The following is a 24319-nucleotide window of genomic DNA, read 5'->3' on the forward strand; positions in this document are numbered from 1 at the left end:
GCGGCTGGCGAGGTCGGCCTCGTCTGAAGCGGCGGCGGGGGCGAGCCGCTCGACGTGTCGCGAGGAGGAGGCCTCGCCCGCCGCGCCGAGCGTCAGGAGGCGCGGGAGGCCGCGGGAGCGGAGGCGCCGGGCCCGGCCGGCGCCGGCTGCGCCAGCGGCTCGTCCGCACGCTTGCGATACTCCGCGAGAAACCCTTCGAAGGAGGCGGTGGCGGCGACCGAGCGCGCGATCTCGCGGAACGCGTCGCCGCGCTGTTCGATCGGCGCCGTGACGACCTCGAAGGCGCTGGCGTCCGGCCCCTGCGCCATCAGGGCGGCGAACTTCTGGCGCACGCGATCGACGCCGAGACCGTCGCCGGCGAGCGACAGCGCGATCGCCGCCCGCATCACGTCGACGCGCTGCGCGGGCTCCAGCGGGGCCGCATCCCGCCAGCGCGAGCCGAGCGCCGCCTCCAGCGCCTCACCGGCCTCGTTCCAGCGTCTCGCCCCCCACAGGATGTCGGCGGAGAGACGCCTGGCCTCCGAAGCGTCGAGCCCCTCGGCCATTTCGAGCGCGAGGTCGGTGCGGCCGGCGGCGGCGAGCGCGCGGGCCTCGAGCGCAAGGCGGGCGCGCGCGAGCGAGCCCGGCAGGTCGGCCTGGCGCGTGCGGCGAAGCACCTCGATCGCCGCGCCGGCCTTGTCGTTCATGAGGGCGACCAGCGCCGCCCGCGCCGCGACCTGGGCGCGCGCGGCCCCGGTCAGCCGGTTGTCGACCTGGTAGCGCAGCAGCTCGTAGGCCTGGTCGAGCAGGTCGACCTCGACGAGCTTGTCGGCGAGACGCCGGACCAGTTCGTCGCCGCGCTTGCCGCCCGGGCTCATCTCCTTGAAATCGTAGAACAGCGCCAGCGCGTCGAGCTTCGGCAGCTTGTCGGCGCCGCCGCCGAGGAACAGGTCGACGAAGCGCTCCTGCATCGTGTCCTGGAGCCGGCGCGTGTCGTCGCCGTCCGGGAACGCCTCGACCGCGTCGCGCAGCGTCGCGAAGGCGTCGCGCCAGCGGCTGGCGTCGCCGTAGAGACCCGCGAGCCGGGCCAGCGCCTCGGCCTCGACCCTGTCGCCGCGCCAGCCGGTGGTCAGCCGCTCCAGCCGCTCGATCGCTTCCGGCGGCTCCATGCGGCCGGCCTTGAGGCGAAGCTCGACGTCGCGAAGGTCGGCCGCGGCCACGGCCGCCGGTTCGCCCCTCTTGATCAGTGACCCATAGAGCGCGAGCGCCCGGTCGGTCTGGCCGAGCGCTTCGGCGACCCGGGCGCGCATGAGCTCGCGTTCGCCCTGGCCGTGCACGGCCGGCAGCGTCTCCAGCCGCGCGAACTGGGCCGCGGCGGCGCCGTTCTCGCCGGCCTCGAGCGCGAGCTCGACGCCGAGCGCGACGAAGCGCGCCTGCAGGGCGGGCGGCGACTGGCTGAGCGCCGGCTCGCCCCGGCGAAGCTCCTCGCGCGCCGCGCCGAGCCGGCCGAGCCGCGCATTGGCTTCGGCGCGCCACAGCGCGGCCTCGGGGCTCGCGGCGAGTTCGGCGCCGCCGAGAAGGGCGAGCGTCGCGCGGGGGTGGTCGAGCGCGGTCTCAGCCGCCGCGCGCAGGATCGGAACGCGCCGGTCCCGGACCGCGGACGGATCGTCCTCGATCGCCGCGTCGAGCACCCCCTTGGCGTCCGCGGCGCGGTCGCGCGCGAGCAGGAAGGTCGCGAGCGCGAGCCGGGCCGCGGTCCGGTCCTCGGGGCTCGCGAGCGCGGCGGCGCCCATCAGCTCGCTCTGCCGGGCGTTGAACGGCCGCGCGGCCTCTTCGGCGAAGGTCGCGGCGTCGAGCGCGAGCGGCCGGCCCTTCAGCGCGCGCGCGCCGGCCGGCTCCGGCGCGGCGCTGGAGAGCGTCAGTCCCGCGTCGCGCTCGACAAGCAGACCCTCGGCGGCGGCCGTGACGCGGACGTCGTCGGCGAGAAGCGCGAAAGCGAGGCCCTGAACGGTTGCGAGGGCGGAGAACTCCACGAACTGCTGCGCCCGGGACAGGCTGCGGGTGGGGGCCGCCAGGGTGGCGATCGCCAGTTCGTCGCCGATCTCGGGGTCCTTGAGCTTGCGGACCGAGCCGAGGCCAACGAGCTCCGCGCCGATCGCGGAACGGCCGTCGGCCGAAAAGGTCGGCTTCAGCGCCACCGGGTCGCTGCGCGCGATCGTCGGCTCGCCGAGCGAGACGATCCAGGCCGAGCCTTCCTGGGCCGCCGTGACGAGGCCGGGCTCGGCCAGCGCGAAGCGCAGAACCTGCCCGTTCTCGAGCGCGATCCGTTCGGCGGATCTGAGCGCGCCGCCGGACTGCCCGACGAGCGGCGCGACCGCGAGCGGGCTGGCGTCGTCGAACACCGCCCACAAAGTGCGGCCGCGCACGAAGATCGCGGCGGGCGTCGCCCGCGCGAAGGGAAAGGCCAGCCGCCACGACTCGCCGACTTTGCGGATCGACGGCGCCTCGACCGGGCCGGACGTCGCGATCTCGGCCCGCGCAGCGGGTCCCGGGGCGGGAGCGGAGGCGCCCGGCGCCGGGGGCGCGGCGGCGTGGGCGTCGTCGGCGCGCGGATTGATCCCGGGCGACGTCCCCGCGTGGCTGCGCTCCGCGGGCTCCGGCGCCGGCGCCGCCGGCGCGTCGGAGGCGGAGGCGTGGGCGGACTCGGTCGACGCATGCGGCTCCGCGCCGGCATGCTCGTCGCTCGTCGGTGCGTCCGCTCGGTCGATGTCGAGGATGAAGCCGCCCTCCTCCCGGAAGCCGCGGACGTCCGTGTCGGCGGGCGCCGCGACGCTGACCGTGAGCGTGGTCGCGCCGCGCGTCGCGGCGAGCGTCGGGAAATCCGGCGGAAGGCCGCCCTTCGCCGCGGCGACGTCGAAGGCCAGCGCCGCGTCGAACGTGACCTCGACGCGATCGCCGACCCGGCGGTGCTCGACAGCGACCCCGTCGGGAAGCGTGAAGATCAGCCGGCGAAATGTCGGATGGGTGGCGCCGGTGACGACCAGCGGGTCGCGCGGGCGCGCTCGGCGCCGGACGTCCTCGGCCTTGAGCGCCCGGGCCTCACGCGCCTCGCGGCTGAGGGCCGCGATCACGTCCTTCGGCAGAGGCGGCGGAAGCCCGCGCCAGCTGCTCGGCATGAGATCGACGAAGAAGCTCTCGCCCGCCTCGGTCGCGTTCAGCGTGACGGGCTTTTCGAGCGCGATGCGGATCGCGGTCCTATCGGGATCGAGGCGGGCGACGCCGACAAGGCCCCGAAGCGCGCGCACGGCCGGGCCGATGTCGACCTCGACCGGTTCGGAGAACGAGATGACCAGCACCCCGTTCCGCAGTTCCGCGGAGGCCTTGGGCAGCCGGTCGAAGGCGAACGCCAGCCGGGCGTAGCCCTCCGGCTCGAGAGAGGCCGTCGCCACGGCGTCGGCCGCGCGCGCGGGCGCCGCGGCCAGAAGGCCGAGCGCGAGCGCCAATCCCGACATCGCCGTCCTGACCCCGCCGACCGACACAGGCCCCCACCCCCACGAGACGCCGCGTGCTCAGGAGCCGCAGGCGGCGCGACGTTAGCGGGTAAGCCGTTCGCAAGGAGTTAATACAGCAAATACAATGGCTTAATGACCTGAATTAACACTTGGTTCACGAACGCCCGGGGGCGATCGCCGGTTCCGCGATCGACGACCATGGGTCGAGACGAGCGCCGCGGGCCGATCCCTCCGCCTTTTGCGTTCCGGAGGCGGCACGCAATCGTCAGTGCGCGTCCTCGGCCTCGATCATGAGCGTGGTGACGTCGGCGGGCTTCAATTCGTAGCGCTGCATGAGCCTCAGCGTCATGGCGACGGCGTGAGGAACCTCCTTGCCGCCATCGTCGGCGGCCCAGCGGCGCGTGGTGCGCTCGTCGGTCTGGAAGAACTTGCTGGCGCCGTTCAGCGAGAGGCCCACTTCGGCGAGCGCGGCGCGGTACTCTGAGGGTGTCATCGACGTGTCCGGGGGCCTCGTTGGGGTCCAGGCGCCACTTGGCGGATGTCCCGGAAATGTCAACCGCGCACAGGCGAGCCGGCGCGCGGCTCACCGCGTCGAGCGGCCCTCGATCTTCGGCAGCTCGGTCGCGGCGAGGGTTTCGGGCTTCGGCGCGCCGGTGTCCCGGCGGGCCATGGCGACCGTCAGCTTCTGGGCGACCTCCGGCGACATCTGCCCCAGGATCGCGGCCATGGCGGCGGGCTTGATGCGCGAGGCGACGTCGAGCAGCACGCCGGACTCAAGCTTGTCGAAGATGCGCGCGGCCTCCTTCACCTTCATGGTCTCGTACATCTTGACGAGCTCCTTGAGCTTGGCGCTTTCGTCGCGCGCGCGACGCTCATCGGCCTCGGCGATCGCCTGCTCCATGCGCTTCAGCTCGGCGAGACGCTCCTCCATGCGTTTCTCGGCGGCCTTGAGCAGGTTTTCGCGCAGGTCGACGTCGGCGGCGCGCGCCTCGATCTGCTGGCGCCGCTTCTGAAGCGCCTCGAGCAGAGCGCGCTCGGAGTCCGACGGCTCGGGCTTCGCGGGGCCGACGTCGGCCGGCGCGCTCCGGCGCGCGACGCCGGCGGCGCCGCCGGGCTGCTCGCCGAAGCCCTCATTGGTCCCGTGGTCGTCGGGCAGAGCCGGAGCGCCGTCGGCGGGGCGCGGCTCCGCGCCTGCCGGAGCCTCCGCCGATTTCGCCGCGGCCGGCTGCACGAAGAGATAGCTCGAATGGGTCGCGAGCCCGATCGTCTTGAGCGCGAGCAGCGCCGCCGCCGCGATCATCACCATGGGCATCAGCCTGAGGCGCGCAGCCCCGACCGCCGCGCTCACGAGGCGGCGCCGAGGCTGAGGGCGCGGATCCGGGCGGAGAACAGCTCGGCCGCGGCCACCGTGGCGGCGGACGCGCTGAGCGGCGGCTCCGCTGCGCGAGGCGGGGCAAGCGCGCCCGCGTCGGCCGGTCGCCGCGCCTCGGACTCGCGTTCGGCCTCGCGGCGCGCGTCGAGCCGCATCGCCTCGCGCGCCTGCTTGATGCGCTCGATCTCCTCCTGCGACGCTTCGCGCTCGGCGTGATGGCGCGCGGCCTTGGCGATCTTCGTGATGCGGTCGATCACCGCCTCGCCGTCGCCGAGCTGGCCGGCCATCCGCAGCGACATCGCCTCCGCCCGGCCGAGCCGGTCGGCCAGCGTCTCCTCGCTCTGGCTGACCGTCGTCCGCAGCGCGACGATCGCGCGCTCGGCGGCGTGGGTCGCGCCGATCAGCTCCGAGATCGTCTGGCGCATCACGCCCTCGTCGGCCCGGAGCCGCCTGAGGCGCTGGTCGAGCATGGCGCAGTAGACGATGGTGGCGACGAGCAGGATCGCGACCAGCGACTCGATCGCGAAGCCGATCACGTTCTCCATCACGACGCCTCCGTGCGAAGCTGCCCCGCGGCCTCGAAGGCGGCGAGCGTGGTGCGGGACCGGCGCAGCGGCTGCGCGACCTGCACGGCGACGTGATCGCCGGACCGGCCCATGCGGCCGCATGTGATGAATTCGTCGCCGCAGCGGATCTCGACCAGCGCGTCGGGCTTGACGTCGAGCATCAGCGTGTCGCCGACGTCGAGATTGAGGATGTCGCGCAGCGGCAGCTTCTTCTCGAACAGCACGGCCTGCACCTCGGCGCGCGCGGCGTAGATCTCGGTCGCGAGATGGCCTTCCCAGGCCGCGTCGCGGCCGAATTTCTCGCCCATGAAGCCCTGCAGCAGCACCTCGCGGATCGGCTCGATGGTCGCGTAAGGCAACAGCATCTCGACCGCTCCGCCGCGGTCCTCCATGTCGATCTTGAGGCGCACGAGGATCGCGGCGTTGGCCGGACGCGTGATGGCGGCGAAGCGCGGATTGGTCTCGAGCCGCTCGAAGGAGAAATTCACCGGGGTGACCGGCCGGAAGGCCTGCTCGGCGTCGGCCAGCACCACCTCCAGCATGCGCTGGACCAGGCTGGTCTCGATCGTGGTGTAAGGGCGGCCCTCCGCCCTCATCTCGGTGACGCCGCGTCGGCCGCCGAGCAGCACGTCGATGATCGAGTAGATCAGGTTGCTGTCGACCGTCATCAGGCCGAGGCCGTCCCACTGCTCGGCCTTGAACACGCTCAGCATGGTCGGCAGCGGAATGGAGTTGAGATATTCGCCGAAGCGCACGGCGCGCATGCCGTCGAGCGACACCTCGACATTGTCGGAGGTGAAGTTGCGCAGCGACGTCGTGAGCAGCCGGACCAGCCGGTCGAACACGATCTCGAGCATCGGCAGGCGCTCGTAGGACACGAGAGCCGAATCGATGATCGCGCGAATGCCCGAGGAATCGCTGAGGCCGAGCTCGCCGGGGTGGAAGCCGAGCAGATCGTCGACCTCGCCCTGACTGAGCATGCGGTCGGCCTGCTTCACGGTCTCGCCGGCGTCGGTCGCTTCGGCGATCGCCGCCTTCCACTCGGAGTCCGTAACCTCCGACCTGTCCTGTTCGCCCGCCATGGCCTGAGGCTCCGCTCGCGCCGCTACTGGACGACGATGTCCTTGAACAGCACCGCGTCGACCTTGGCCGGCGCGATCGCCGTGTTGACCCGGCGCAGGAGCTCCTCCTTCAGGCGGTAGGCGCCGGAGGAGCCGCGGATGTCGTCGGGTCGCAGTTCGCGCAGATGCGTCTGGAAGCTGTCGAGCACGCGCGGCATCATCGGCTTGATCGCCTCGGCCATCTCCGGCTTCCCCACCTCGAGCGCGACCGCGAGGCGCAGATAGCGCTGCTTTTCCCGGTCGATGGTGGCGAGGTTGACCAGCATCTCCGGCAGATCGACGAAGAAGGCCGCCGGGCCTGCCTCGGCCGTCGTCTCGGCGCCGTGGCCGTCGCTTTCAGCGGCGGCATGATCGCCGGAGGCGCCGTGATCGCCGCCGCCCGACAGCATGACATAGGCCCCGCCCCCGCCCCCGAGCAGAAGCGCCGCAGCGGCGGCCGCGACGATGATCAGCTTCGTCCTGGACTTCGGCTTGGCCTTGTCCACGCCGTCGGTGTCGTCCGCCATCGTCGCCTGCGCCGGCGGCCGAAGCCGCCCCCCGTCCCGCCCGCCGACATCGCCGGGCTGATGGTTAACGGATAGGTCGGATTTGTTAACGAAGCCTTGCGATCGGCCCTCCGCCCGGCAAAAGCTGCCGGGCATTTTGCGCCGGGGACGCCCCGCGGCGCCGAGCGCCCTGCACGTCTCCGACCGCGCCTTTCCTCAATCCTGAGGGCTTTGTCCGCTTGGCACGGCCGCTGCACCGGTCTGCCCGGAAGCGGCGGCCGTCGGGGAGGATGGCCATTCGCAGCCAGGACATTTCAAAACGGCCCTCGAGGAGCGTGCGGTGGAAAACGCGTCCCTTGTCGGGTTGTCGCGGCAGGTCGCCCTGCGGCGGGAGCTCGACGTCATCGCGAACAACGTCGCGAACATGAACACCTCCGGCTTCAAGTCGGGGCAGATGACCTTCGACGAGTTCCTGATGCCGAGGGCGCGCGACGACGCGTTCCCGCGGTCCGACCGCAGCCTCTCCTTCGTCGAGGACCGCGCCACCTGGCACGACTTCTCCGGCGGCGCGGTGCAGCAGACGGGAGCGCCGACGGACGTCGCGATCGACGGCGAGGGCTTCTTCGCGGTCCAGACCGAGGCCGGCGTGCGCTACACCCGCAACGGCGCCTTCCAGATCAATTCGGCCGGAGAGCTCGTCACCAACGAGGGCGCGCGCGTGCTCTCGAACGCCGGCCCGATCCAGTTCGCGCCGACCGAGACCGGGATCACCATCGGTCCCGATGGGACGATCGCGACCTCGGAGGGCGTCCGCGGAAAACTCCGGATCGCGGTGTTCGCGAGCCTCCAGGGCATGACCAAGGAGGGCTCCAGCCTGTTCCGCGCGACCGAGACTCCGACCGACGCGACCGCCCGCACCCGCGTCGTGCAGGGGGCGGTCGAGAAGTCCAACGTCCGTCCGATCTACGAGATGAGCCGCCTCGTCGAGGTCACCCGCTCCTACGAGAGCGTGACCTCCATGCTGCAGAAGCAGGACGAGATGCGCCGCTCGGCGATCGAACGCCTCGCCGACGTCCCGGCGTAATCCGAGAGCACCAGGAGACTTCAAGCGATGCGCGCTCTCTACACCGCCTCGACCGGCATGGCCGCTCAGGAGCTCAATGTCGAGCTCATCTCGAACAACATCGCGAACATGCGCACCGCCGGCTTCAAACGGCAGCGGGCGGAGTTCCAGGACCTGCTCTACCAGTCGCTGCGGCGGGTGGGCTCGACCACGTCCGACGCCGGCACGGTGCTGCCGACGGGCGTCGACATCGGCTCCGGCGTCAAGGTGGTGGCGACCCCGCGCGTCATGAGCCAGGGCACGGTGACGCCGACGGAGAAGACCTACGACCTCGCGATCCGCGGCGAGGGGTTCTTCCAGGTCGACCTTCCCGACGGGACCACGGCCTACACGCGCGACGGCTCCTTCGAGCTCGACCCGAACGGGCAGCTCGTCACGGCCGACGGCTACACGGTGTCGCCCGGGATCACGATTCCGCCGAACGTCCTCAGCGTGACGATCAGCCAGGTCGGCGAGGTGCAGGCCACCCTTCAGGGCCAGACCGCGCCGCAGGTGCTCGGCACGGTCCAGCTCGCGCGCTTCATCAACAAGTCCGGCCTCGAGGCCAAGGGCGACAATCTGTTCCTGGAGACCGAAGCGAGCGGCACGCCGCTGCAGGACAATCCCGGCGCGGAGGGCTTCGGCACGCTGCTGCAGGCCTATGTCGAGCAGTCGAACGTCAACGCCGTCACGGAGATCTCCGACCTGATCGCGGCGCAGCGCGCCTATGAGATGAACTCGAAGGTCGTCTCCTCGGCGGACCAGATGCTCCAGAACACCTCGTCGATGCTGCGATGAGAACGATGTTCCAGCGCCTCTCCGCTCTCGGACTTGCGGTCGCGCTCGCGGCGCCGGTCTGGGTCGCGCTCGCCGCGCCGGCCTGGGCCGCGCCGACTTTGCGGTCCGCGGCCCTCGTCTCGGGCGAGCTTGTGACCCTCGGCGACCTCGTCGACGGCGTCGAGACCGGCGCCGACCTCGCTGTGTTCCGTGCGCCCGATCCCGGCCAGACTGGAGACGTGCCCGCCGCCGCGGTGATCGCCGCGGCCCGACGGGCCGGGCTCGACCTCGCGGCCGGCGGGGTCTCCGAGGTGACGGTGACCCGGGCGAGCCGCATCCTGACGCGCGCCGAGGTCGAAGCCGCGATCACGGCGCGGGCCTCGACCGATTTCGGCGTCGACGTCGACGCCATCGACGTCACGCTCGACGACCCCGCCGGCGCCCGTCATCTCGACGCCGCCGCCAAAGGCCCGCTCGACGTCGCGCGCTTCGTCGCCGACCGGTCCTCGGGCCGTTTCGAGGCGACGATCGAGGTCGCCGGCGCGGCCGCGATCCGGGTCTCGGGAGCGGCTGTCGAGACCGTCGCGGTCGCGACGCTGAACCGTTCGCTCGCCCGCGGCGATCTCGTCGCCCGCGCCGACGTCGCGCCGGCCCGCCTGCCGAAATCCCAGGCCCGCGACGCCGCTTCGCCCGACGAGGTCGTCGGCCTCGCGGCGCGTCGCGCGATCCGCGAGGGGCAGCCGCTCAGATCGAACGACCTGATGCGGCCCCAGCATGTCGAGCGGGGGTCCTTCGTGACGGTCGTCTATCTCAATGACGGCATCTCGCTGTCGCTCAAGGCGAAGGCGCTCGCGGCCGGCGCCGCGGGCGACCTCATCGCCGTCCAGAACATCCAGTCGAAGCGCACCGTGAACGGCGTCGTGACAGGTCCCTCCGAGGTGACCGTGACCGCCGGGCCAACCGCGCTCGCCCGCCGCTGACGTCGAAGGAGCGCTGACCATGCGACCCACCCCTGCCCTTCGCGCCGCAGCGATCGCCCTGGCCGCGGCCCTGCTCGCGGGCTGCGGAGCCGCCGACCGGCTCGCGACCATCGGCCAGCCGCCGGCGCTCTCGGCGGTCGAGAACCCGACCACCCAGCCCGGCTACAAGCGTGTCAGCATGCCGATGCCGGAAGCCGTGCCGGTGTCCTACCAGCCGAACTCGCTGTGGCAGTCCGGCGCGACCGGCTTCTTCAAGGACCCGCGCGCCAAGAATGTCGGCGACCTGCTGACGGTGAAGGTCGACATCACCGACAAGGCGGAGTTCGAGAACAAGACCAAGCGCGAGCGCACCACCTCCGAGCAGTCGGGCATCAGCAACTTCCTCGGATTCGAGACGAAGTTCGCCAAGGTGCTTCCGGGCGGCGTCGATCCGTCGAACCTGGTCAAGGCGGGCTCGACCTCCTCCACGGAAGGCGAAGGCACGGTCGACCGCAAGGAGACGCTGACGACCAACGTCGCCGCCGTCGTGACCCAGGTGCTGCCTAACGGCTCGCTGGTGATCGAGGGCAAGCAGGAGATCCGCGTCAATTTCGAAGTGCGCGAGCTGATCGTCGCCGGCGTGGTCCGCACCGAGGACATCGACGCCGACAACACGATCGCGAGCGAGAAGATCGCCCAGGCCCGCATCGCCTATGGCGGTCGCGGCCAGCTCACCGACGTGCAGCAGCCGCGCTACGGCGCCCAGGTGATGGACGTGCTGCTGCCATTCTGAGGACGGGCTTCCGAGCTTGCGGGAGGAGACGGCCGGCGCCGGCCTGTTCGATCCCGCGAGGCGTCCGGAGGGCGGCGTCCACCCCGCCGATCCGGACATGCGCGCGGCCGCCGGCTCCCCCCGGCGGCCGCGGACGCGTCAGACCACGTCATTGCGCCGACTTGACCCGGAATTGCGGGGGCGTTTCACCATCCTGCCGCTCCGGCCGATCGTGACGAGCGCGTCTAGGACCGCGCCTTCTCCGGCTTCAGCCTGAGCAGGCGGCCCTCCTCGCTGTCGGTCAGGAGGTAGAGCATCCCGTCCGGCCCCTGCCGCACGTCGCGGATGCGCTCGCCCAGGGATTCGAGCAGGCGCTCTTCCTTGAGAACCTTGCCGTCAGCGATCTCGAGACGCGCGAGCGTCGGGATCGCGAGGCCCCCGACGAAGGCGTTTCCCTTCCAGCCGGGATAGGCGTCGCCGGAGTAGAAGGCGAGCCCTGAGGTCCCGATCGAAGGAACCCAGTAGAACGCCGGCTGCTCCATGCCGGCCTTCTCCGTAGGGCCGATGTCTCCACCGGAGTATTCCTTGCCGTAGGTGATCACCGGCCAGCCGTAATTCTTTCCGGCCTCCGGCTGATTGAGCTCGTCGCCGCCGCGCGGCCCATGCTCGACTGTCCAGAGCTTGCCGTCGGCGGGATTTATCGCCGCGCCCTGGATGTTGCGGTGGCCGTAGGACCAGATCTCCGGCCGGGCGTCGGCGCGGCCCTCGAACGGGTTTCCCGGGGCCGGCTTGCCGTCGCGCGTCAGCCGCACGACCTTGCCCAGAGTCTCGTCGAGCGCCTGCGCCTTGACTCGGAACTCGGCGTTGGAGCGCTCGCCCGTGGTTACGAACATCGTTCCGTCGCCGGCGAAGACGATCCGGGAGCCGAAATGGAGCGTGGAGGCGTATTTCGGAACCTGCCGCCAGATCACCTCGACGTCGTCCAGTCGCGGCGCGTTGCCGACGAGCCTGCCGCGCGCCAGCGCCGTGCCGTTCACGCCGCCCTCGCCGGCTTCGGCGAAGGTGAAGTAGACGAGCCTGGTGTCGGCGAAATCCGGCGCCACCGCGACGTCGAGCAAGCCGCCCTGGCCCCGCGAGTCGACTTTCGGTAGGCCGGTCACGGGCGCGGACAGCTTGCCGTCCGGGAGCACGATGCGCATGCGTCCGGCCTTCTCCGTCACCAGCATCCGGCCGTCCGGCAAGAAGGCGACGCCCCAGGGCCGCTCAAGCCCTTCGGCCACAGTCTCTATGCTGAAGGACTGCTTCTCCGACGCGATGACCTCGGACGGCTTCGCCTTCGTGATCGCCGCCGCCGCCCCGGCGGAGGCGAGCAGCGCAGCGACGGCCGTGGCGGCGAGCGTTCGGGCAGACGGGCGGCGACGCATCGCGTGTCCTCCTTCAATGGGACGGTCAGGACGGCGCACAAGAGATATGGCCCCCGAGCCACGGTTCAAATCACGCTCGATCACGCCGACGTCAGCCGGTCGGCGAAGTCGTCCGTCGCGCGGATCAGGCGATCGAGGATGCCGGGCTCGGAAAAGGCGTGGCCGGCGTCGTCCACGATGTGGAGTTCCGCCTCACGCCAGGCGCGGTGCAGATCCCATGCGGTCACGGCGGGCGTCGCGACGTCGTAGCGCCCTTGGACGATCACCCCCGGAATGCCCGCGAGCCTCCCGGCGTCCCGAATGAGTTGGCCCTCGTCGAGCCAACCGCCATGGGTGAAGTAGTGGTTCTCGATCCGCGCGAAGGCGAGCGCGTAATCGTCGCCGCCATGCTGTCCGGTGATCGCCGGATCCGGCCGGAGGGTGATCGTCTCGCCCTCCCAGACGCTCCACGCCTTCGCCGCCTCGAGCCGGACCTTCGGATCGTCGCCCGTGAGGCGGCGTTGGTAGGCTGCGATCAGATCGCCGCGCTCGGCTTCGGGAATTGGGGCGAGGAAGCTTTCCCACTTGTCGGGAAACAGCAGCGACGCGCCCCGCTGATAGTACCAGTCGAGTTCGAAGCGACGGAGCGTGAAGATCCCGCGCAGGACAAGGGCGCTGACCCTTTGCGGATGCGTCTCGGCGTAGGCGAGCGCGAGCGTCGACCCCCAGGATCCGCCGAAGACGAGCCATGATTCGGCCTCGGCGATCTCGCGCAGCCGCTCGATGTCCAGGATGAGATCCCAGGTGGTGTTCCGGTCGAGGGCGGCGTGCGGAGTCGATCGCCCGCATCCGCGCTGATCGAACAGCAGAACTTTGTAGCGGCTCGGATCGAACAGCCGCCGATGCGCCGGCCCGCATCCGCCGCCCGGACCGCCGTGCAGAAAGACCGCGGGGATCCCGTCCGGGTTTCCGCACATCTCCCAGTAGACGCGGTGACCGTCGCCGGTCTCGAGCGCGCCGCGCCGGAACGGCTCGATCGGCGGATATAGAGTCCGCCGCTCCGCGCCGAGGTCCCCGGCGTCCGCCATCGTTGAGTTTCTCCAGATCCGAATCGAGCGACGGTCGCCTGAGCGGGTCCGACCGTCAATGCCGGTCCGGCGTTAGCGGCGAGACCGCGACCGTTTGCGGGGCGGGCGCTTCGCGGCCTCTCCCGGCATCCAGAAGGCGACGAGCTGCCGATTCATATCGTCGAGCATCGCCGCCTGATTTCTTCTGGCCTCCGCGGCGAACTGACCACGGGCGGCGTTCGACCAGCTGTTGGCCGCGCTCAGCCACATGCTCATCCAGGGGTTCTTCATGGTCGCTCCGTCGCCGTTCCCGCATCACCGAACGCAGCGCATGCAGTGGCCGTTCCCTCCCCGCGTGACCCTTCGCCGCCCGGCAGAATGTGCCGACCGGCAGGCGGTGCTCCGTGCGCCGGTGTTCCAGACGCTGCTCCATTGCTTGATGCTCTTGGCGCGAATGTTTGGCCCGCGGCTTGCGAACCCTGCGGTGACGCCGCGGGCGAGAGCCGCCTGACGCGGCCCGGCTGGTGGATTCGGCTTCGGAGACGACGGTATGGGTATCTATGGCGCTCTGAACACCGCGGTCAGCGGCATTCAGGCTCAGTCCTTCGCGCTCGAAAACATCTCGGGCAACATCGCGAACTCGCAGACCGCCGCCTACAAGCGCACCGACACGTCGTTCGCCGACCTCGTGCTCGGCGGCGACATGAACGTCCGCCGACAGGTCGCCGGTTCGGTGCAGGGCTTCTCCCGCGCGACCAACGACGTCCAGGGCACGGTCCAGGCGTCCTCGTCGGCGACCGCCCTCGCAATCAAGGGTCAAGGCTTCCTGATCGTTCAGGACCAGACCGGCGAAGTCGATGGCCGACCAACCTTTGGAGGTGACGACCTCTACACCCGCCGCGGCGACTTCGAAGTCGACAAGAACGGGTATCTCGTCAACGGCTCCGGCTATTTCCTGAAGGGCGTCCGCGTCGACGCCGCGACCGGCAACCCGGTCGGCTCCGTGCCCGAGCTCGTGAAGTTCGACAACGACTTCTACCCCGCTTCGGCGACCACGTCGGTCGACTACCGCGCCAACCTGCCGGTCGTGCCGCAGACCACGAATTACGACTCGTCGGACGCCAGCTCCTGGCTGCTGGGCTCGGGCTTCGGCGCGACGGTTCCCGCCTCGCAGTCCGACGACTTCATCGCCAGCACGATCAGCGGCGACGCCGTCACCGTCTATGACGAGAAGGGCGGATCGCACGACGTCCAGTTCCGCTGGGGCAAGGTCTCCAATGAAAGCGCCACGGCGACGCCGGCGACGGACGACGTCTGGTCGCTTTACTACCTGTCCGACGGCGCCGCGACCGGCGCCGACGCGGCCTGGACGCGCGTCGATGCGGATCCCTCCGCCGCCGGCGACCAGAATTATGCGTTCGACAGCGACGGGAATCTGAAAGCGCCTGCCGACGGCCTGGCCACGATCACCAACCTAACCGTCAACGGCGTGAACCTGGGCGACATTGCGCTCAACCACGGGCAGGGGCTGACGCAATACGCCGACAGCGAAGGCCAGATGACCACCAAGGCGCTCGACCAGGACGGCGCGCCCTCCGGCAAGCTCGTCAATTTTGAGATCGCCGACGGCGGGCTGATCCAGGCCACCTACTCGAACGGCAAGTCGCGGCCGCTCTACAAGGTGCCGCTGGTGACGTTCAACGCCGAGAACAGGCTCGCGCATCTCGACGGCGGCGCCTACGCCCAGACCGTCGGCTCCGGCCTCGCGATCGAGGGGACGGAAGGCGAGATCGTCGGCCAGGCGCTCGAACAGTCGAACGTCGACATCGCTGATGAGTTCACGAAGATGATCGTCACCCAGCAGGCGTATTCGGCGAACACGCGCGTCGTCACGACGTCGGATTCGATGATGCAGGAAGCGCTCAGCATGATCCGCTGAGCGCCGTTCCGATCTGACGTCCGAAGCGACGCAAGACAAGGCGAGCCATGGCTCTCTCCACCGCGCTCAGCGCGGCCCTTTCCGGTCTCAAGGCGAGCCAGGCCGGGCTCGATCTCGTCGCGGCGAATGTCGCGAACGCGGGGACGGCCGGCTACGTCAAGAAGACGCTCGTCAACGAGCAGTCGGTCATCGGCGGCCAGATCGTCGGCGTCCGCACCGACGACATCCGCCGCGAACTCGACGTCTACCTCCAGCGCCAGCTGCGCACGGAGTCCGCCGGCGCGAGCTACGCCTCGACCCGCGCCGATTACCTCGACCGGCTGCAGCTCTCCTTCGGCACGCCGGAGGGCGGGCTCTCGCTCGACAAGCTCTATGCCGATTTCTCCAGCTCGCTCGACGCGCTGGCGACGACTCCGGACGACGAGAGCGCCCGAGCCGCCGTGCTGCAGAGCGCGCAGATCTTCGCCCAGCAGCTCAACGCCGCCTCCCGCGACGTGCAGGAGCTGCGCGCGCAGGCCGACCAAGGACTGGCCGCGGGCGTCGAGACTGCGAACGAGGCTCTTCAGTCGATCGAAAGCCTCACCGAACAGATCGTCGTGGCGCGAACGCGCGGCGAAAGCGTCGCCGGCCTGCTCGATCAGCGCGACGTCGCGATCGACGCTCTCGCTTCGCTGATGGACATCCGCGTCGAGGACGCGGGCGACGGCGAAATCCGGATCAAGACGCCCACCGGGCTCGCGCTTTACGACGGCTCCGCCTCGACGCTGACGTTCGAACCGACGGCGACCGTGGACGCCGGCGCAAGCTATGCGCCCAACGATCCCGCCGGCGGCGGTCTTGGAACAATCCGCCTGACGCGCCCTTCCGGCTATTCCGTGGATCTGCTCGCGCCGGGACAGCTTCGCTCCGGCCAGATCCGCGCGCTCGCCGACATGCGCGACAAGACCCTGCCGCAGGCCCAGACCCAGCTCGACGAACTCGCGGCAAACCTCGCGCAGGCGCTCGGGACCAACGAGGTCGCGGGGTCCGAGGTCGCCGGCGGCGTGGACCTCGCGATCGGCGGGGCGCAGCGCGGCGACCGGCTGACGGTGTCCTACACGAGCGGCGGGACGACGCGCTCCGTCACCATCGTAAACGTCGGGGACGCGTCGCGGCTGCCGCTCGACGACAGCCTGACGGCCGATCCGAACGACACGGTGATCGGCGTCGACTTCGCCTCCGCGACCGCTGCGGCGGACCTCGACGCGGCGCTCGCCAACGCCGGGATCTCCATCGGCGCGACCGCCAGCGCGGACGGCTTCGCGCTCTCGTCAAGCGCCCCCGGCCTGGCCATCTCTGGCGGCTCCTCGGCGATCACGGCGACCGGCCTGTCAGGCTCCGGCCTCGCGCTCCCCGTGTTCGTCGACGGGGCGAGCAACAGCCCCTATTCCGGCAATCTCGACGGCGGCGATCAGCGGACCGGCTTCGCCTCGCGCATTACGATCAATCCGGCGCTTCTCGCCGACCCGTCGAAGCTCGCGATTTACGCACCAGGGACGGCCGCAGGCGACGGTTCGAGGCCCGACTTCCTGCGCGACGCGCTCGCGGCCGATCGCACCTACCTGTCCGACACCGGACTGGGAGGTTCGGCGCAGCCGTTTTCCGGATCGGTCGGTGAATTCGCCAGCGGGATCGTCGCTATGCAGGCGCGCGCCAGCGCCTCGGCCACCCGGGTGGCGGACGGACAGTCCCTTGTGATGTCGTCGCTGCAGGACCGCTACTCCGCAACCTCCGGCGTCGACGTCGACGAGGAGATGAGCCGGCTGATCCAGCTCCAGACCGCCTATGGCGCGAACGCCCGCGTCGTGACGGCGGTCAAGGAGATGATGGACATGCTGCTGAACGTCTGAGGGCTGACCCCATGACCTCCATCGGACCCTATGCGGCGACCGGCGTCGGGCGACCGAGCCTGCTTCAGGCCCTGTCCGACAGCCGCGGCCAGATGGACGACCTCCTGCGCCAGCTCGCGTCCGGCAAGGCGTCCTCCACCTATGCGGGGCTTGGCGACGGCGCGGCGGTGTCGCTCGCGATGCGCTCCAAGCTCGCAGCCCTCGACAGCTACCACGCGACCTCCGCGACGGTCGACGTCAGGGTCAAGTTGATGGCGACGGCCTTAACCCGGCTCGAGAACATCGGGGCCGAATACAAGACGATCGATCCGAATGAGTACACGCTGACCACCGGTTCGGTGACCATCGCCCAGTCGCAGGCCGCGGTCGATCTCCGGGACGCCATCGCACAGCTCAACACCGACGTCGGCGGGCGCTTCGTGTTCTCGGGCCGCGCGACCGACGTCAAGCCCGTGATCTCCGCGGACGCCATGCTCGCCGACGACGGCGACAAGGACGGGCTCCGCACCCTGATCGCCGACCGCAAACTCGCCGACCTCGGCGCCGACGGCCGCGGCCGCATCGACGTCTCGGCTGTGTCAGGCTCGTCGTTCACCGTGACCGAGGAGGCGTCGGGCGCGTTCGGTTTCAAGATCACGTCGCTGAATTCGACGCTGACCAACGGCGTCGCGAGCGGGCCGACCGGAACGCCGCCCTCGGTCACGCTGGGTCTCACGGGCCAGCCTAGGTCCGGCGAGACCGTTCGGGTCGGGATGACCTTGCCGGATGGCTCGACCGAGGAGATCACGCTCACCGTCAAGGCCGAAGGCGACGCCTCCGCGCTGGGCGACGGCGAGTTCCGGGTCGGCGCGACGGCGGCGGACACCGCCTCCAACATGCAGGCGAGCTTTGACCTCGCCTTGAAGACGCGGGCCGACACCGCGCTGACCGCAGCCTCCGCAGTTCAGGCCAGCGAGGAGTTCTTCAACGTCGCCCCCGGCGCGGAGCCCGCCCGCGTGTCGGGATTCGACGGGTCCTACGCCAATGAGGCGGCGCGCGTCGCGGCGCTGCAGAACGCGACGGCGCTGGACACAGCGGACACCGCCGACCGCACCGTCCAGTGGTACGTTGGCGAGACCGGCGCTGACGATCCGCGCAAGGCGTCGGTCGCCAGGATCGACGACGGCGTCACCGTCGCCTACGGCGCACGCGCCGACGAGAAAGGGCCGCGGCAAATCATCCAGAGCCTGGCTGTGTTCTCAGCCATGACGTTCTCCGAGGACGACGCCAACGGGCAGGCGCGCTACGCGGCGCTCGCCAACCGCACGATCTCCTCGCTCGGTTCAACTGAAACCAGCGCAAACATCCGCACGATGACCGTCGACCTCGCCTCCGCCTCGACCTCGATCAAGGCGGCGGGCGAACGGCATACGGCTGCGAAAGGCATCGCGGAGGACGCCATCGCCAAAGTCGAGGACGTGTCTAAGGAGGACGTCGCAGCCAAGATCCTGGAGCTCCAGACCCGCTTGCAGGCAAGCTACCAGGCGACGGCGACGCTGAAGGATCTGAGCCTCGTCAACTTCATCTGACCGCGCACGGGCGAGTGTCCGTTCCGCGCTCCGCGGCCGTAGTCTAACCTGACGGGCCCGGATCGCTAGAGCCCGTTCGATGGAGACCGCAGCTCTCGCCCTGACCTTCCTCGCCGCGCTGGGCGCGGGCGTCATGGCCGGCTTCTTCTACGCCTTTTCCGGCCTCGTGATGCCGGCGCTCGCGCGGCGGCCGAGGGCGGAGGCCGTGGCCACGATGCAGACGATCAACGTCGTCGTGCTCAATCCCGGCTTCTTCGCGCTCTTTTTCGGAACGGCCGCGGTCGGCGTCGCGGCGGCCGCCGTCTCGCTCTTCGCGTTCAGCGGCTTCGACGCGGTCGCCTGCGTCGGCGCGGCGACGGTCTACGTCGTGGGAGCCGTCGGCGTGACCATGGCGTCGAACGTGCCGCTGAACCAGCGGCTCGCCGCGCTCCCGGCCGACGCGCCGGAGGCGGAAGCGCTGTGGCGCGGCCCCTATCTCGGCGACTGGGTCCGCTGGAACCACGTCCGGGCCATCGCCTGCGCGCTCGCCGCCGCCGGTTTCGCCGCGGCGTTGATCTAGCCTGCAGGCCGACTTAGCGAAGCGCTAACCATGCCGAATGATCGCGTGGAACGATTTCGGCGCCAAGCGTTGCGATTAACTCGCGCTTAGCGGGCGACGGCCAAGTGTCCTCCCCACGCCTCAGGACGGGGCGACGACAACCTCCTAGGATGGGAGAACTCCAATGGCCGACGTCACCCTCAACTCCGCCGTTCGCTCGAACCTGCGCACCCTGCAGTCGACGACCGACCTGATGAACCGCACCGAAGAGCGCCTTTCGACCGGCAAGAAGGTCAACTCGGCCCTCGACAATCCCTCCAGCTTCTTCACCTCCCAGGCCCTTGACCGCCGCTCCAGCGATCTCAACAGCCTGATGGACAACGTCTCCAACTCGGTCAAGACGCTCGAAGCCGCCGACAACGGCATCAAGGCGATCACGAGCGTGGTCGAGAGCCTCAAGGCCAGCGCCCGCTCCGCCCTGCAGTCGCCGAAGGGCGTCGAGGCCGCCGTCACGGGCGCGGCGTTTACCGCCGCCAACCTCACGGCCACCCCGATCGAGATCAACGACGTCGAGGTCACCCTGGCCGCCAACGACACGGTCGAGACGGTGGTGGAAAAGATCAACGCGGCCGAGATTTCGGGCGTCACCGCATCCGTCTCGGGCGGCCAGATCAAGCTGACGTCAAGCGACGACATCGTCATCGCTGGCACTGTCACCGGCACCGGCCTCACCGCGGGGACCACGGTCGCCGACGACGTCATCGATCAGGACGCCGTCGACAAGCGCGCCGCCTACCTTGACGACTTCAACGAAGCCCTGAAGCAGATCACGAGCCTGGCGAAGGACGCGTCGTTCAACGGCGTCAACCTGCTGCAGTCGGATGACCTGGAGATCACCTTCAACGAGGACGGCGACTCCACCCTCGACGTCAAGGGCACCAACTTCGACGCCGCCGGCCTCGGCCTTTCGGAACTCGCGACCGGCGACTTCAACACGAAGTCGAGCATCGAGGACGTTCTCGACACCATTGAGTCGGCGTTCTCGACCCTCGAGTCGCAGGCCTCCAAGTTCGGTTCGCAGCTCCAGATCGTCGAGACCCGTCAGACCTTCACGAAGGACATGATCGGCACCCTGGACGACGGCGCCCTCGCCTTGATCGGCGCGGACACCAATGAGGAAGCCGCGAACCTGGCCACACTGCAGACGCGCCAGGCGCTCATCGTGTCCTCGCTGTCGATCTCGACCTCGCAGGAGTCGAACGTCCTTCAGCTTCTCCGCTGATCGGCGAAACCTCCTCACCGCATTTCAGAGGGCGGAAGCTGCGGCTTCCGCCCTTCTCTTTTCCTAGAACGCTCCGCCGTCGCTCCCGCAAGGCGTCGTTAACCTTAACCGCTCATTAAGGTTAACGATCTAGCTTGGTGCTGCGCCCACAAGAGGCGTCCTCCTCTTTGGAGCCCTTGCGATGGCCGATGTGAACCTAAATTCTGCCGTCCGCTCGAACCTGCGGACGCTTCAGTCGACGACCGACCTCCTCAATCGCACCGAGGAGCGCCTCGCGACGGGCAAGAAGGTCAACTCGGCTCTCGACAATCCCGCAAGCTTCTTCACCAGCCAGGCTCTTGACCGGCGATCGAGCGATCTGTCCAGCCTGCTCGATCAGGTCGGCAATTCGATCCAGACCCTGAAGGCGGCCGACAACGGCATCAAGGCGATCACCGAGATCGTGGAAGGCCTGAAGGCGACGGCGCGCGCTGCGCTGCAGTCGCCGCTCGCGGTCGATGAAAAAGCCGCGATCGTCTCGGCCGACCTCGGCGACGGCGTGACGACGGCGAACCTGCTGGGCGGCGTGGGCTCGCCGCTCGCTTCAGGCGACACGCTGGTCGTTCAGGACGCCGACGGCGTCAACAAGACGGTGACGTTCGGCCCGACGGCGCCGCAGGTGAACTCGCTGGAGGAGCTCAACGCGTTCTTCGAAGCCAACAACGTCCTGCTCGACGCGACCTTCGACGCTTCCACCCGCAAGCTGACGATCGCCGCCGACAACTCGATCGCGAACTCCACCCCCGCCGTCGCCTCCGGCACCGCGACGGGCGCGGCGAACGCCTTCGTCAGCGGGACATTCTCAGCGCCTGTGCTCGATCCCGACGCGGCGCTGAAGCGGGCGAACTTCGCCGACGACTACAACGAGTCGATGAAGGAGATCGACAAGCTCGCCAAGGATGCGAACTACAACGGCGTGAACCTTCTCATGGGCGACGAGCTCGACGTCATCTTCAACGAAGACGGCTCGTCCAAGCTCAACGTGAAGGGCGTCCAGTTCGATTCGAGCGGCATCGGCCTTTCCCAGATCGCCCAGAGCGATTTCTACGATTCCGCCTCGATCAATGCGGTGCTCGATCAGATCGAGGCCTCCTTCAAGACGGTCGAGGCGCAATCGGCGAAGTTCGGCTCGCAGTTGCAGATCGTGCAGACCCGGGAGGTCTTCACGAAGGACATGATCGGGACGCTTGACGACGGCTCGAGCCTGCTGACCTCCGCCGACACCAACGAGGAAGCGGCGAATCTCGCGACCCTGCAGACCCGGCAGTCGCTGGTCGTAACCTCGCTGTCGATTTCGACCCAGCAGGAAGCGGCGGTGCTTCAACTCTTGAGGTGAGCCGATCGAAACGGCTGGACAGCTTGGCGAAGGGCGGGGATGATCCTCGCCCTTCGCCGCTTCCGCTAGTCCTCAGGGCTTCGGCAGCATCCGATCGCTGATGATCCTGCGCTGGATCTCGCTCGTGCCTTCGAAAATCGTGGTCAGCCGCGCGTCGCGCCAGTACCGCTCGACGCGGCGTTCCGTCGTGTATCCGTTGCCGCCGTGCAGTTGCATCGCCTGATTGGTCACGCGAACCGCCATTTCGGTCGCGACCAACTTGACCATGGCGGACTCCGATTCCGCCGGCTCGCCCTGATCCAGCAGATGGGCGACCTGCCGCCAGAACGCCCGCGCCTGGCTGACGTCCGCCGCCATGTCGGCGAGCGCGAAGCGCAGGGCCTGAAAATGGCCGATGGGATGGCCGAACTGCTCGCGCTCCTGCAAATAGAGCTGGCAGTCCTCGACCGCGGCCCTCGCCACGCCGACGGCGCGCGCCGCGGTGTGCACGCGCGCGATGTTCAGACCGCGCTGCACGGCGGCGAAGCCGCCGGAATCCGCGTCTGCCCCCTCGTCGCCATAGAGGCCGGTTAGCCGGTCGCTTTCCGGCACCCGAACGCCTTCGAGCTCGAGCTCGAAGGTGAGGAATCCGTGATAGCCGACCTTGTCGATCACCCGGCCCGTGATTCCGTCCGGAAAGGTCCCGGGCTCCTTCACCACGAGGAACGGCTCCAGTCCCGCCGAGCGCGGCTCGCCCGGCTCGGGGTCGCGGGTGCGAGCAAGCACCTCGATGAAATCCGCGGCCTGCGCGAAGCCCGCCCAGCGCTTGGTCCCCGTCAGCACCCAATCGTCGCCGTCGCGCAGTGCGCGGGTCTGGACGCCGGCGAGATCGGAGCCGGCCGCCGGTTCGGACAGCGAGATGCTTCCGATCCACCGGCCCTTCGCCGATCGGGCCAGGAGCTCCTTCCGGCGGTCCTCGTCGAGCGTCTGCGTGCCGAGACCCTGTCCGCGCGCCAGAATGCTCCCGACCGACAGCCACGACCGCGCCAGTTCCTCGGAGACGAGGCAGTATTCGAAGACCCCGAGGCCCATGCCACCGTGCTCTGCGGGAATCGTGATCCCGAACCAGCCCTTCTCGGCCATGGCCTCGATCAGCGAGCGCGGCATCTCGGCCTTCTGCGGATCGAGTTCGTCGGCGATAGGCAGGACGACGTCGCGGGCGAAGGCTCGCGCCTCCTCCATCAACGCCACCCGCGCGTCGGTCGCCCAGGGCGACGGCAGCGCTGGGGGCCGGCAGGCGAATCGGTCTGGCTTCGGCATGCATCCTCCGCGGAAAGCGCGTTTGCTGGTATGGCGTAGCGGGGAAGGCGCGCCATGCGACCCTCGTCGGATGAGCGGGCGAGCGCACGCCGAGATCGCATCCAAATCGCGGAGGTTGGAGTCACTCATGACGCTCAAGGTCGAACTCAAACCTGGCGAACGCATCGTCATCGGCCGGTCGGTCGTGACGAACGGCGCGACGCGCACCGCGCTGCTGATCGACGGCCAGGACCCTGTGCTTCGGGAGCGGGACATTCTTCAGGAGTCCGAGGCCGACACCCCCGCGAAGCGCATCTGCTACGCCGTGCAGATGATGTATCTCGCAGGCTCCGCGGATGCGGTGCTGCCGATCTACACGAAGCTCACGCGGGACGCCCTGAGGGCGGCGCCGAGCATGCTCGAGATCGTGGAGCGCATGAATAACTGCGTCTTAACCGGCGCCCTCTACAAAGCGTTCAGGGAAGCGCGGTCCCTTGTCGCGTATGAGAAGAGCATTTTCGAGCATGCAGCACGGGGCGAGCGCCTACGCACGGATGGCGCAAACGACGGCGAGCCCGCGTGAGCGGGATGCCCAGCTTCTCCTGAGAGCCGCGGCCCGGTTCGCCGCGGCGCTTTCCGCAGAGCCCTTCGACCGCTCCGCCGCGCGCGACGCGGCGACCTTCAACCGCAAGCTCTGGACGGTGTTCCTGAGCGCAGCGAGCCGGGCCGAGAACCCGCTCGACGCCGCGACGAAGGCGAACCTCAAGAAGATCGCACTCTTCGTTCTGAAGCGGTGCTCGATGATCGAGATCGAGCCGAAGGCGGAGCAGCTGACGGCGCTGATCAACATCAACCGCAATATCGCCGAGGGCCTGCGAGGCTGAGCTCTTTCAGGCCGTGCGTTCGACCAAGGGCGGGGAGGCGTTCGCGGCGATCACCCCGTCGATATAGGCCCGCAGCTTCAGACGATCCTCGCTCGGCGTCTGCCGGCTCACCACGCCGGTAGTGACGTCGATGAGACGATAGACGAGGCTTCCGGTCGCGACGTCCAGCGTGACGTCCCGTTGCGAGGACAGCGTGCGGTCCAGATCGCTTTCGATCGCGGAGCTGAACGCCTGAGGCCGATCGTCGGCCGCCGGCGTCAGCGGCGTCGGATCGACGCGCACGGCGATCGCCGCCGCGGTCTTTTGCTGCGGCTGCGCGGGCGCTGTTGGGACAAAGGCGCCGAACGAGGCGTCCATCTCCTCCTCCTCCTCCTCGGAGTCCAACGCGCCAGACACGAGCGCGCAGACCCACGTTAAGAACGGCGCATTAAGTCGGCGTTAGGAGATGCGG

At 69.5% G+C, this 24319-nt stretch carries 22 protein-coding genes; 12 read left to right on the top strand and 10 right to left on the bottom strand.

Going from position 1 to position 24319, the window contains the following annotated elements; genetic code table 11:
• Positions 1 to 92 precede the first annotated feature (92 nt).
• The 6 genes from ACO2RJ_RS09630 to ACO2RJ_RS09655 all read right to left on the bottom strand — a co-directional run bounded on the left by ACO2RJ_RS09630 (position 93) and on the right by ACO2RJ_RS09655 (position 7056).
• Positions 93 to 3491, bottom strand: a complete 3399-nt coding sequence (locus ACO2RJ_RS09630; protein ID WP_423267777.1) for a tetratricopeptide repeat protein — start codon at positions 3489 to 3491, stop codon at positions 93 to 95.
• A gap of 265 nt (positions 3492 to 3756) precedes the next feature.
• Complete coding sequence (locus tag ACO2RJ_RS09635) at positions 3757 to 3984, bottom strand: hypothetical protein (RefSeq protein ID WP_423267778.1); 228 nt, start codon at positions 3982 to 3984, stop codon at positions 3757 to 3759.
• A gap of 90 nt (positions 3985 to 4074) precedes the next feature.
• Positions 4075 to 4839: a MotE family protein gene (locus ACO2RJ_RS09640; RefSeq protein WP_423267780.1), complete on the bottom strand. Its 765-nt coding sequence runs from the start codon at positions 4837 to 4839 to the stop codon at positions 4075 to 4077.
• On the bottom strand, positions 4836 to 5408 hold the full coding sequence (locus ACO2RJ_RS09645) for a DUF6468 domain-containing protein (protein WP_423267782.1): 573 nt from the start codon (positions 5406 to 5408) through the stop codon (positions 4836 to 4838). The genes ACO2RJ_RS09640 and ACO2RJ_RS09645 overlap by 4 nt, the downstream gene beginning before the upstream one ends.
• Positions 5408 to 6511, bottom strand: coding sequence for a flagellar motor switch protein FliM (gene fliM, locus ACO2RJ_RS09650; protein WP_423267784.1), 1104 nt, complete (start codon positions 6509 to 6511; stop codon positions 5408 to 5410). The genes ACO2RJ_RS09645 and fliM overlap by 1 nt, the downstream gene beginning before the upstream one ends.
• A gap of 23 nt (positions 6512 to 6534) precedes the next feature.
• Entirely contained in the window at positions 6535 to 7056 is a 522-nt protein-coding gene (locus ACO2RJ_RS09655; RefSeq protein ID WP_423267785.1) for a flagellar basal body-associated FliL family protein, read from the bottom strand.
• A 319-nt stretch (positions 7057 to 7375) separates the two neighbouring features.
• On the opposite strand from ACO2RJ_RS09655, the gene flgF reads away from it, so the two are divergent.
• From flgF to flgH, 4 genes are read left to right on the top strand one after another with little or no spacing between them, the layout of a single operon-like run.
• Complete coding sequence (gene flgF / locus ACO2RJ_RS09660) at positions 7376 to 8119, top strand: flagellar basal-body rod protein FlgF (protein WP_423267786.1); 744 nt, start codon at positions 7376 to 7378, stop codon at positions 8117 to 8119.
• Between the two features lie 27 nt (positions 8120 to 8146).
• Entirely contained in the window at positions 8147 to 8935 is a 789-nt protein-coding gene (gene flgG, locus ACO2RJ_RS09665; protein WP_423267787.1) for a flagellar basal-body rod protein FlgG, read from the top strand.
• A gap of 5 nt (positions 8936 to 8940) precedes the next feature.
• Positions 8941 to 9894 (top strand): flagellar basal body P-ring formation chaperone FlgA, encoded by a 954-nt coding sequence (gene flgA, locus ACO2RJ_RS09670; RefSeq protein WP_423267789.1) that lies wholly within the window; start codon positions 8941 to 8943, stop codon positions 9892 to 9894.
• Between the two features lie 19 nt (positions 9895 to 9913).
• Positions 9914 to 10666 (top strand): flagellar basal body L-ring protein FlgH, encoded by a 753-nt coding sequence (gene flgH, locus ACO2RJ_RS09675; protein WP_423267790.1) that lies wholly within the window; start codon positions 9914 to 9916, stop codon positions 10664 to 10666.
• 224 nt (positions 10667 to 10890) lie between these two features.
• Here the strand turns inward: flgH and ACO2RJ_RS09680 are convergent, their stop codons facing one another.
• Positions 10891 to 12069: a PQQ-dependent sugar dehydrogenase gene (locus ACO2RJ_RS09680; RefSeq protein WP_423267791.1), complete on the bottom strand. Its 1179-nt coding sequence runs from the start codon at positions 12067 to 12069 to the stop codon at positions 10891 to 10893.
• 80 nt (positions 12070 to 12149) lie between these two features.
• Complete coding sequence (pip, locus tag ACO2RJ_RS09685) at positions 12150 to 13136, bottom strand: prolyl aminopeptidase (protein WP_423267792.1); 987 nt, start codon at positions 13134 to 13136, stop codon at positions 12150 to 12152.
• Positions 13137 to 13665: 529 nt separating this feature from the next.
• Here pip and ACO2RJ_RS09690 point away from each other — a divergent pair.
• From ACO2RJ_RS09690 to ACO2RJ_RS09715, 6 genes are all read left to right on the top strand, one after another.
• Positions 13666 to 15054, top strand: coding sequence for a flagellar hook protein FlgE (locus tag ACO2RJ_RS09690; RefSeq protein ID WP_423267794.1), 1389 nt, complete (start codon positions 13666 to 13668; stop codon positions 15052 to 15054).
• 47 nt (positions 15055 to 15101) lie between these two features.
• A complete protein-coding gene (gene flgK, locus ACO2RJ_RS09695) occupies positions 15102 to 16943 on the top strand; it encodes a flagellar hook-associated protein FlgK (RefSeq protein WP_423267795.1) in 1842 nt (613 codons plus the stop codon).
• A gap of 11 nt (positions 16944 to 16954) precedes the next feature.
• The gene (locus ACO2RJ_RS09700) at positions 16955 to 18511 is read left to right on the top strand and encodes a hypothetical protein (RefSeq protein ID WP_423267797.1); all 1557 of its coding nucleotides are present in this window, start codon (positions 16955 to 16957) and stop codon (positions 18509 to 18511) included.
• A 79-nt stretch (positions 18512 to 18590) separates the two neighbouring features.
• Positions 18591 to 19070: a DUF1772 domain-containing protein gene (locus tag ACO2RJ_RS09705; protein ID WP_423267798.1), complete on the top strand. Its 480-nt coding sequence runs from the start codon at positions 18591 to 18593 to the stop codon at positions 19068 to 19070.
• A 163-nt stretch (positions 19071 to 19233) separates the two neighbouring features.
• Positions 19234 to 20331, top strand: coding sequence for a flagellin hook IN motif-containing protein (locus tag ACO2RJ_RS09710; protein ID WP_423267799.1), 1098 nt, complete (start codon positions 19234 to 19236; stop codon positions 20329 to 20331).
• Between the two features lie 181 nt (positions 20332 to 20512).
• The gene (locus tag ACO2RJ_RS09715; RefSeq protein ID WP_423267800.1) at positions 20513 to 21706 is read left to right on the top strand and encodes a hypothetical protein; all 1194 of its coding nucleotides are present in this window, start codon (positions 20513 to 20515) and stop codon (positions 21704 to 21706) included.
• Between the two features lie 72 nt (positions 21707 to 21778).
• On the opposite strand, the gene ACO2RJ_RS09720 is transcribed toward ACO2RJ_RS09715, so the two are convergent.
• Positions 21779 to 23005 (bottom strand): acyl-CoA dehydrogenase family protein, encoded by a 1227-nt coding sequence (locus ACO2RJ_RS09720; protein ID WP_423267801.1) that lies wholly within the window; start codon positions 23003 to 23005, stop codon positions 21779 to 21781.
• 127 nt (positions 23006 to 23132) lie between these two features.
• Between ACO2RJ_RS09720 and ACO2RJ_RS09725 the strand changes: the two genes are divergently transcribed.
• Both ACO2RJ_RS09725 and ACO2RJ_RS09730 read left to right on the top strand, forming a co-directional pair.
• Positions 23133 to 23567 carry a flagellar biosynthesis repressor FlbT gene (locus ACO2RJ_RS09725; protein ID WP_423267802.1) on the top strand — a complete coding sequence of 145 codons (435 nt, stop codon included), beginning with the start codon at positions 23133 to 23135 and terminating at the stop codon, positions 23565 to 23567.
• Positions 23539 to 23868, top strand: coding sequence for a flagellar biosynthesis regulator FlaF (locus ACO2RJ_RS09730; protein ID WP_423267803.1), 330 nt, complete (start codon positions 23539 to 23541; stop codon positions 23866 to 23868). Before ACO2RJ_RS09725 ends, ACO2RJ_RS09730 begins: the two co-directional genes overlap by 29 nt.
• A gap of 6 nt (positions 23869 to 23874) precedes the next feature.
• On the opposite strand, the gene ACO2RJ_RS09735 is transcribed toward ACO2RJ_RS09730, so the two are convergent.
• Complete coding sequence (locus tag ACO2RJ_RS09735; RefSeq protein ID WP_423267804.1) at positions 23875 to 24225, bottom strand: hypothetical protein; 351 nt, start codon at positions 24223 to 24225, stop codon at positions 23875 to 23877.
• Between the last annotated feature and the right edge of the window lie 94 nt (positions 24226 to 24319).

This window comes from Hansschlegelia sp. KR7-227 (genome assembly GCF_049446035.1).
Taxonomy (GTDB): Bacteria; Pseudomonadota; Alphaproteobacteria; order Rhizobiales; family Methylopilaceae; genus Methylopila.

What these genes read in the sequence shown, in the direction of transcription:
- ACO2RJ_RS09630 (WP_423267777.1), bottom strand. Translation starts at nt 3,491, where the DNA reads ATGTCGGGATTGGCGCTCGCGCTCGGCCTTCTGGCCGCGGCGCCCGCG.
- ACO2RJ_RS09635 (WP_423267778.1), bottom strand. Translation starts at nt 3,984, where the DNA reads ATGACACCCTCAGAGTACCGCGCCGCGCTCGCCGAAGTGGGCCTCTCG.
- ACO2RJ_RS09645 (WP_423267782.1), bottom strand. Translation starts at nt 5,408, where the DNA reads ATGGAGAACGTGATCGGCTTCGCGATCGAGTCGCTGGTCGCGATCCTG.
- fliM (WP_423267784.1), bottom strand. Translation starts at nt 6,511, where the DNA reads ATGGCGGGCGAACAGGACAGGTCGGAGGTTACGGACTCCGAGTGGAAG.
- ACO2RJ_RS09655 (WP_423267785.1), bottom strand. Translation starts at nt 7,056, where the DNA reads ATGGCGGACGACACCGACGGCGTGGACAAGGCCAAGCCGAAGTCCAGG.
- flgG (WP_423267787.1), top strand. Translation starts at nt 8,147, where the DNA reads ATGCGCGCTCTCTACACCGCCTCGACCGGCATGGCCGCTCAGGAGCTC.
- flgA (WP_423267789.1), top strand. Translation starts at nt 8,941, where the DNA reads ATGTTCCAGCGCCTCTCCGCTCTCGGACTTGCGGTCGCGCTCGCGGCG.
- flgH (WP_423267790.1), top strand. Translation starts at nt 9,914, where the DNA reads ATGCGACCCACCCCTGCCCTTCGCGCCGCAGCGATCGCCCTGGCCGCG.
- ACO2RJ_RS09680 (WP_423267791.1), bottom strand. Translation starts at nt 12,069, where the DNA reads ATGCGTCGCCGCCCGTCTGCCCGAACGCTCGCCGCCACGGCCGTCGCT.
- pip (WP_423267792.1), bottom strand. Translation starts at nt 13,136, where the DNA reads ATGGCGGACGCCGGGGACCTCGGCGCGGAGCGGCGGACTCTATATCCG.
- ACO2RJ_RS09690 (WP_423267794.1), top strand. Translation starts at nt 13,666, where the DNA reads ATGGGTATCTATGGCGCTCTGAACACCGCGGTCAGCGGCATTCAGGCT.
- flgK (WP_423267795.1), top strand. Translation starts at nt 15,102, where the DNA reads ATGGCTCTCTCCACCGCGCTCAGCGCGGCCCTTTCCGGTCTCAAGGCG.
- ACO2RJ_RS09700 (WP_423267797.1), top strand. Translation starts at nt 16,955, where the DNA reads ATGACCTCCATCGGACCCTATGCGGCGACCGGCGTCGGGCGACCGAGC.
- ACO2RJ_RS09705 (WP_423267798.1), top strand. Translation starts at nt 18,591, where the DNA reads ATGGAGACCGCAGCTCTCGCCCTGACCTTCCTCGCCGCGCTGGGCGCG.
- ACO2RJ_RS09710 (WP_423267799.1), top strand. Translation starts at nt 19,234, where the DNA reads ATGGCCGACGTCACCCTCAACTCCGCCGTTCGCTCGAACCTGCGCACC.
- ACO2RJ_RS09715 (WP_423267800.1), top strand. Translation starts at nt 20,513, where the DNA reads ATGGCCGATGTGAACCTAAATTCTGCCGTCCGCTCGAACCTGCGGACG.
- ACO2RJ_RS09720 (WP_423267801.1), bottom strand. Translation starts at nt 23,005, where the DNA reads ATGCCGAAGCCAGACCGATTCGCCTGCCGGCCCCCAGCGCTGCCGTCG.
- ACO2RJ_RS09725 (WP_423267802.1), top strand. Translation starts at nt 23,133, where the DNA reads ATGACGCTCAAGGTCGAACTCAAACCTGGCGAACGCATCGTCATCGGC.
- ACO2RJ_RS09730 (WP_423267803.1), top strand. Translation starts at nt 23,539, where the DNA reads ATGGCGCAAACGACGGCGAGCCCGCGTGAGCGGGATGCCCAGCTTCTC.
- ACO2RJ_RS09735 (WP_423267804.1), bottom strand. Translation starts at nt 24,225, where the DNA reads ATGGACGCCTCGTTCGGCGCCTTTGTCCCAACAGCGCCCGCGCAGCCG.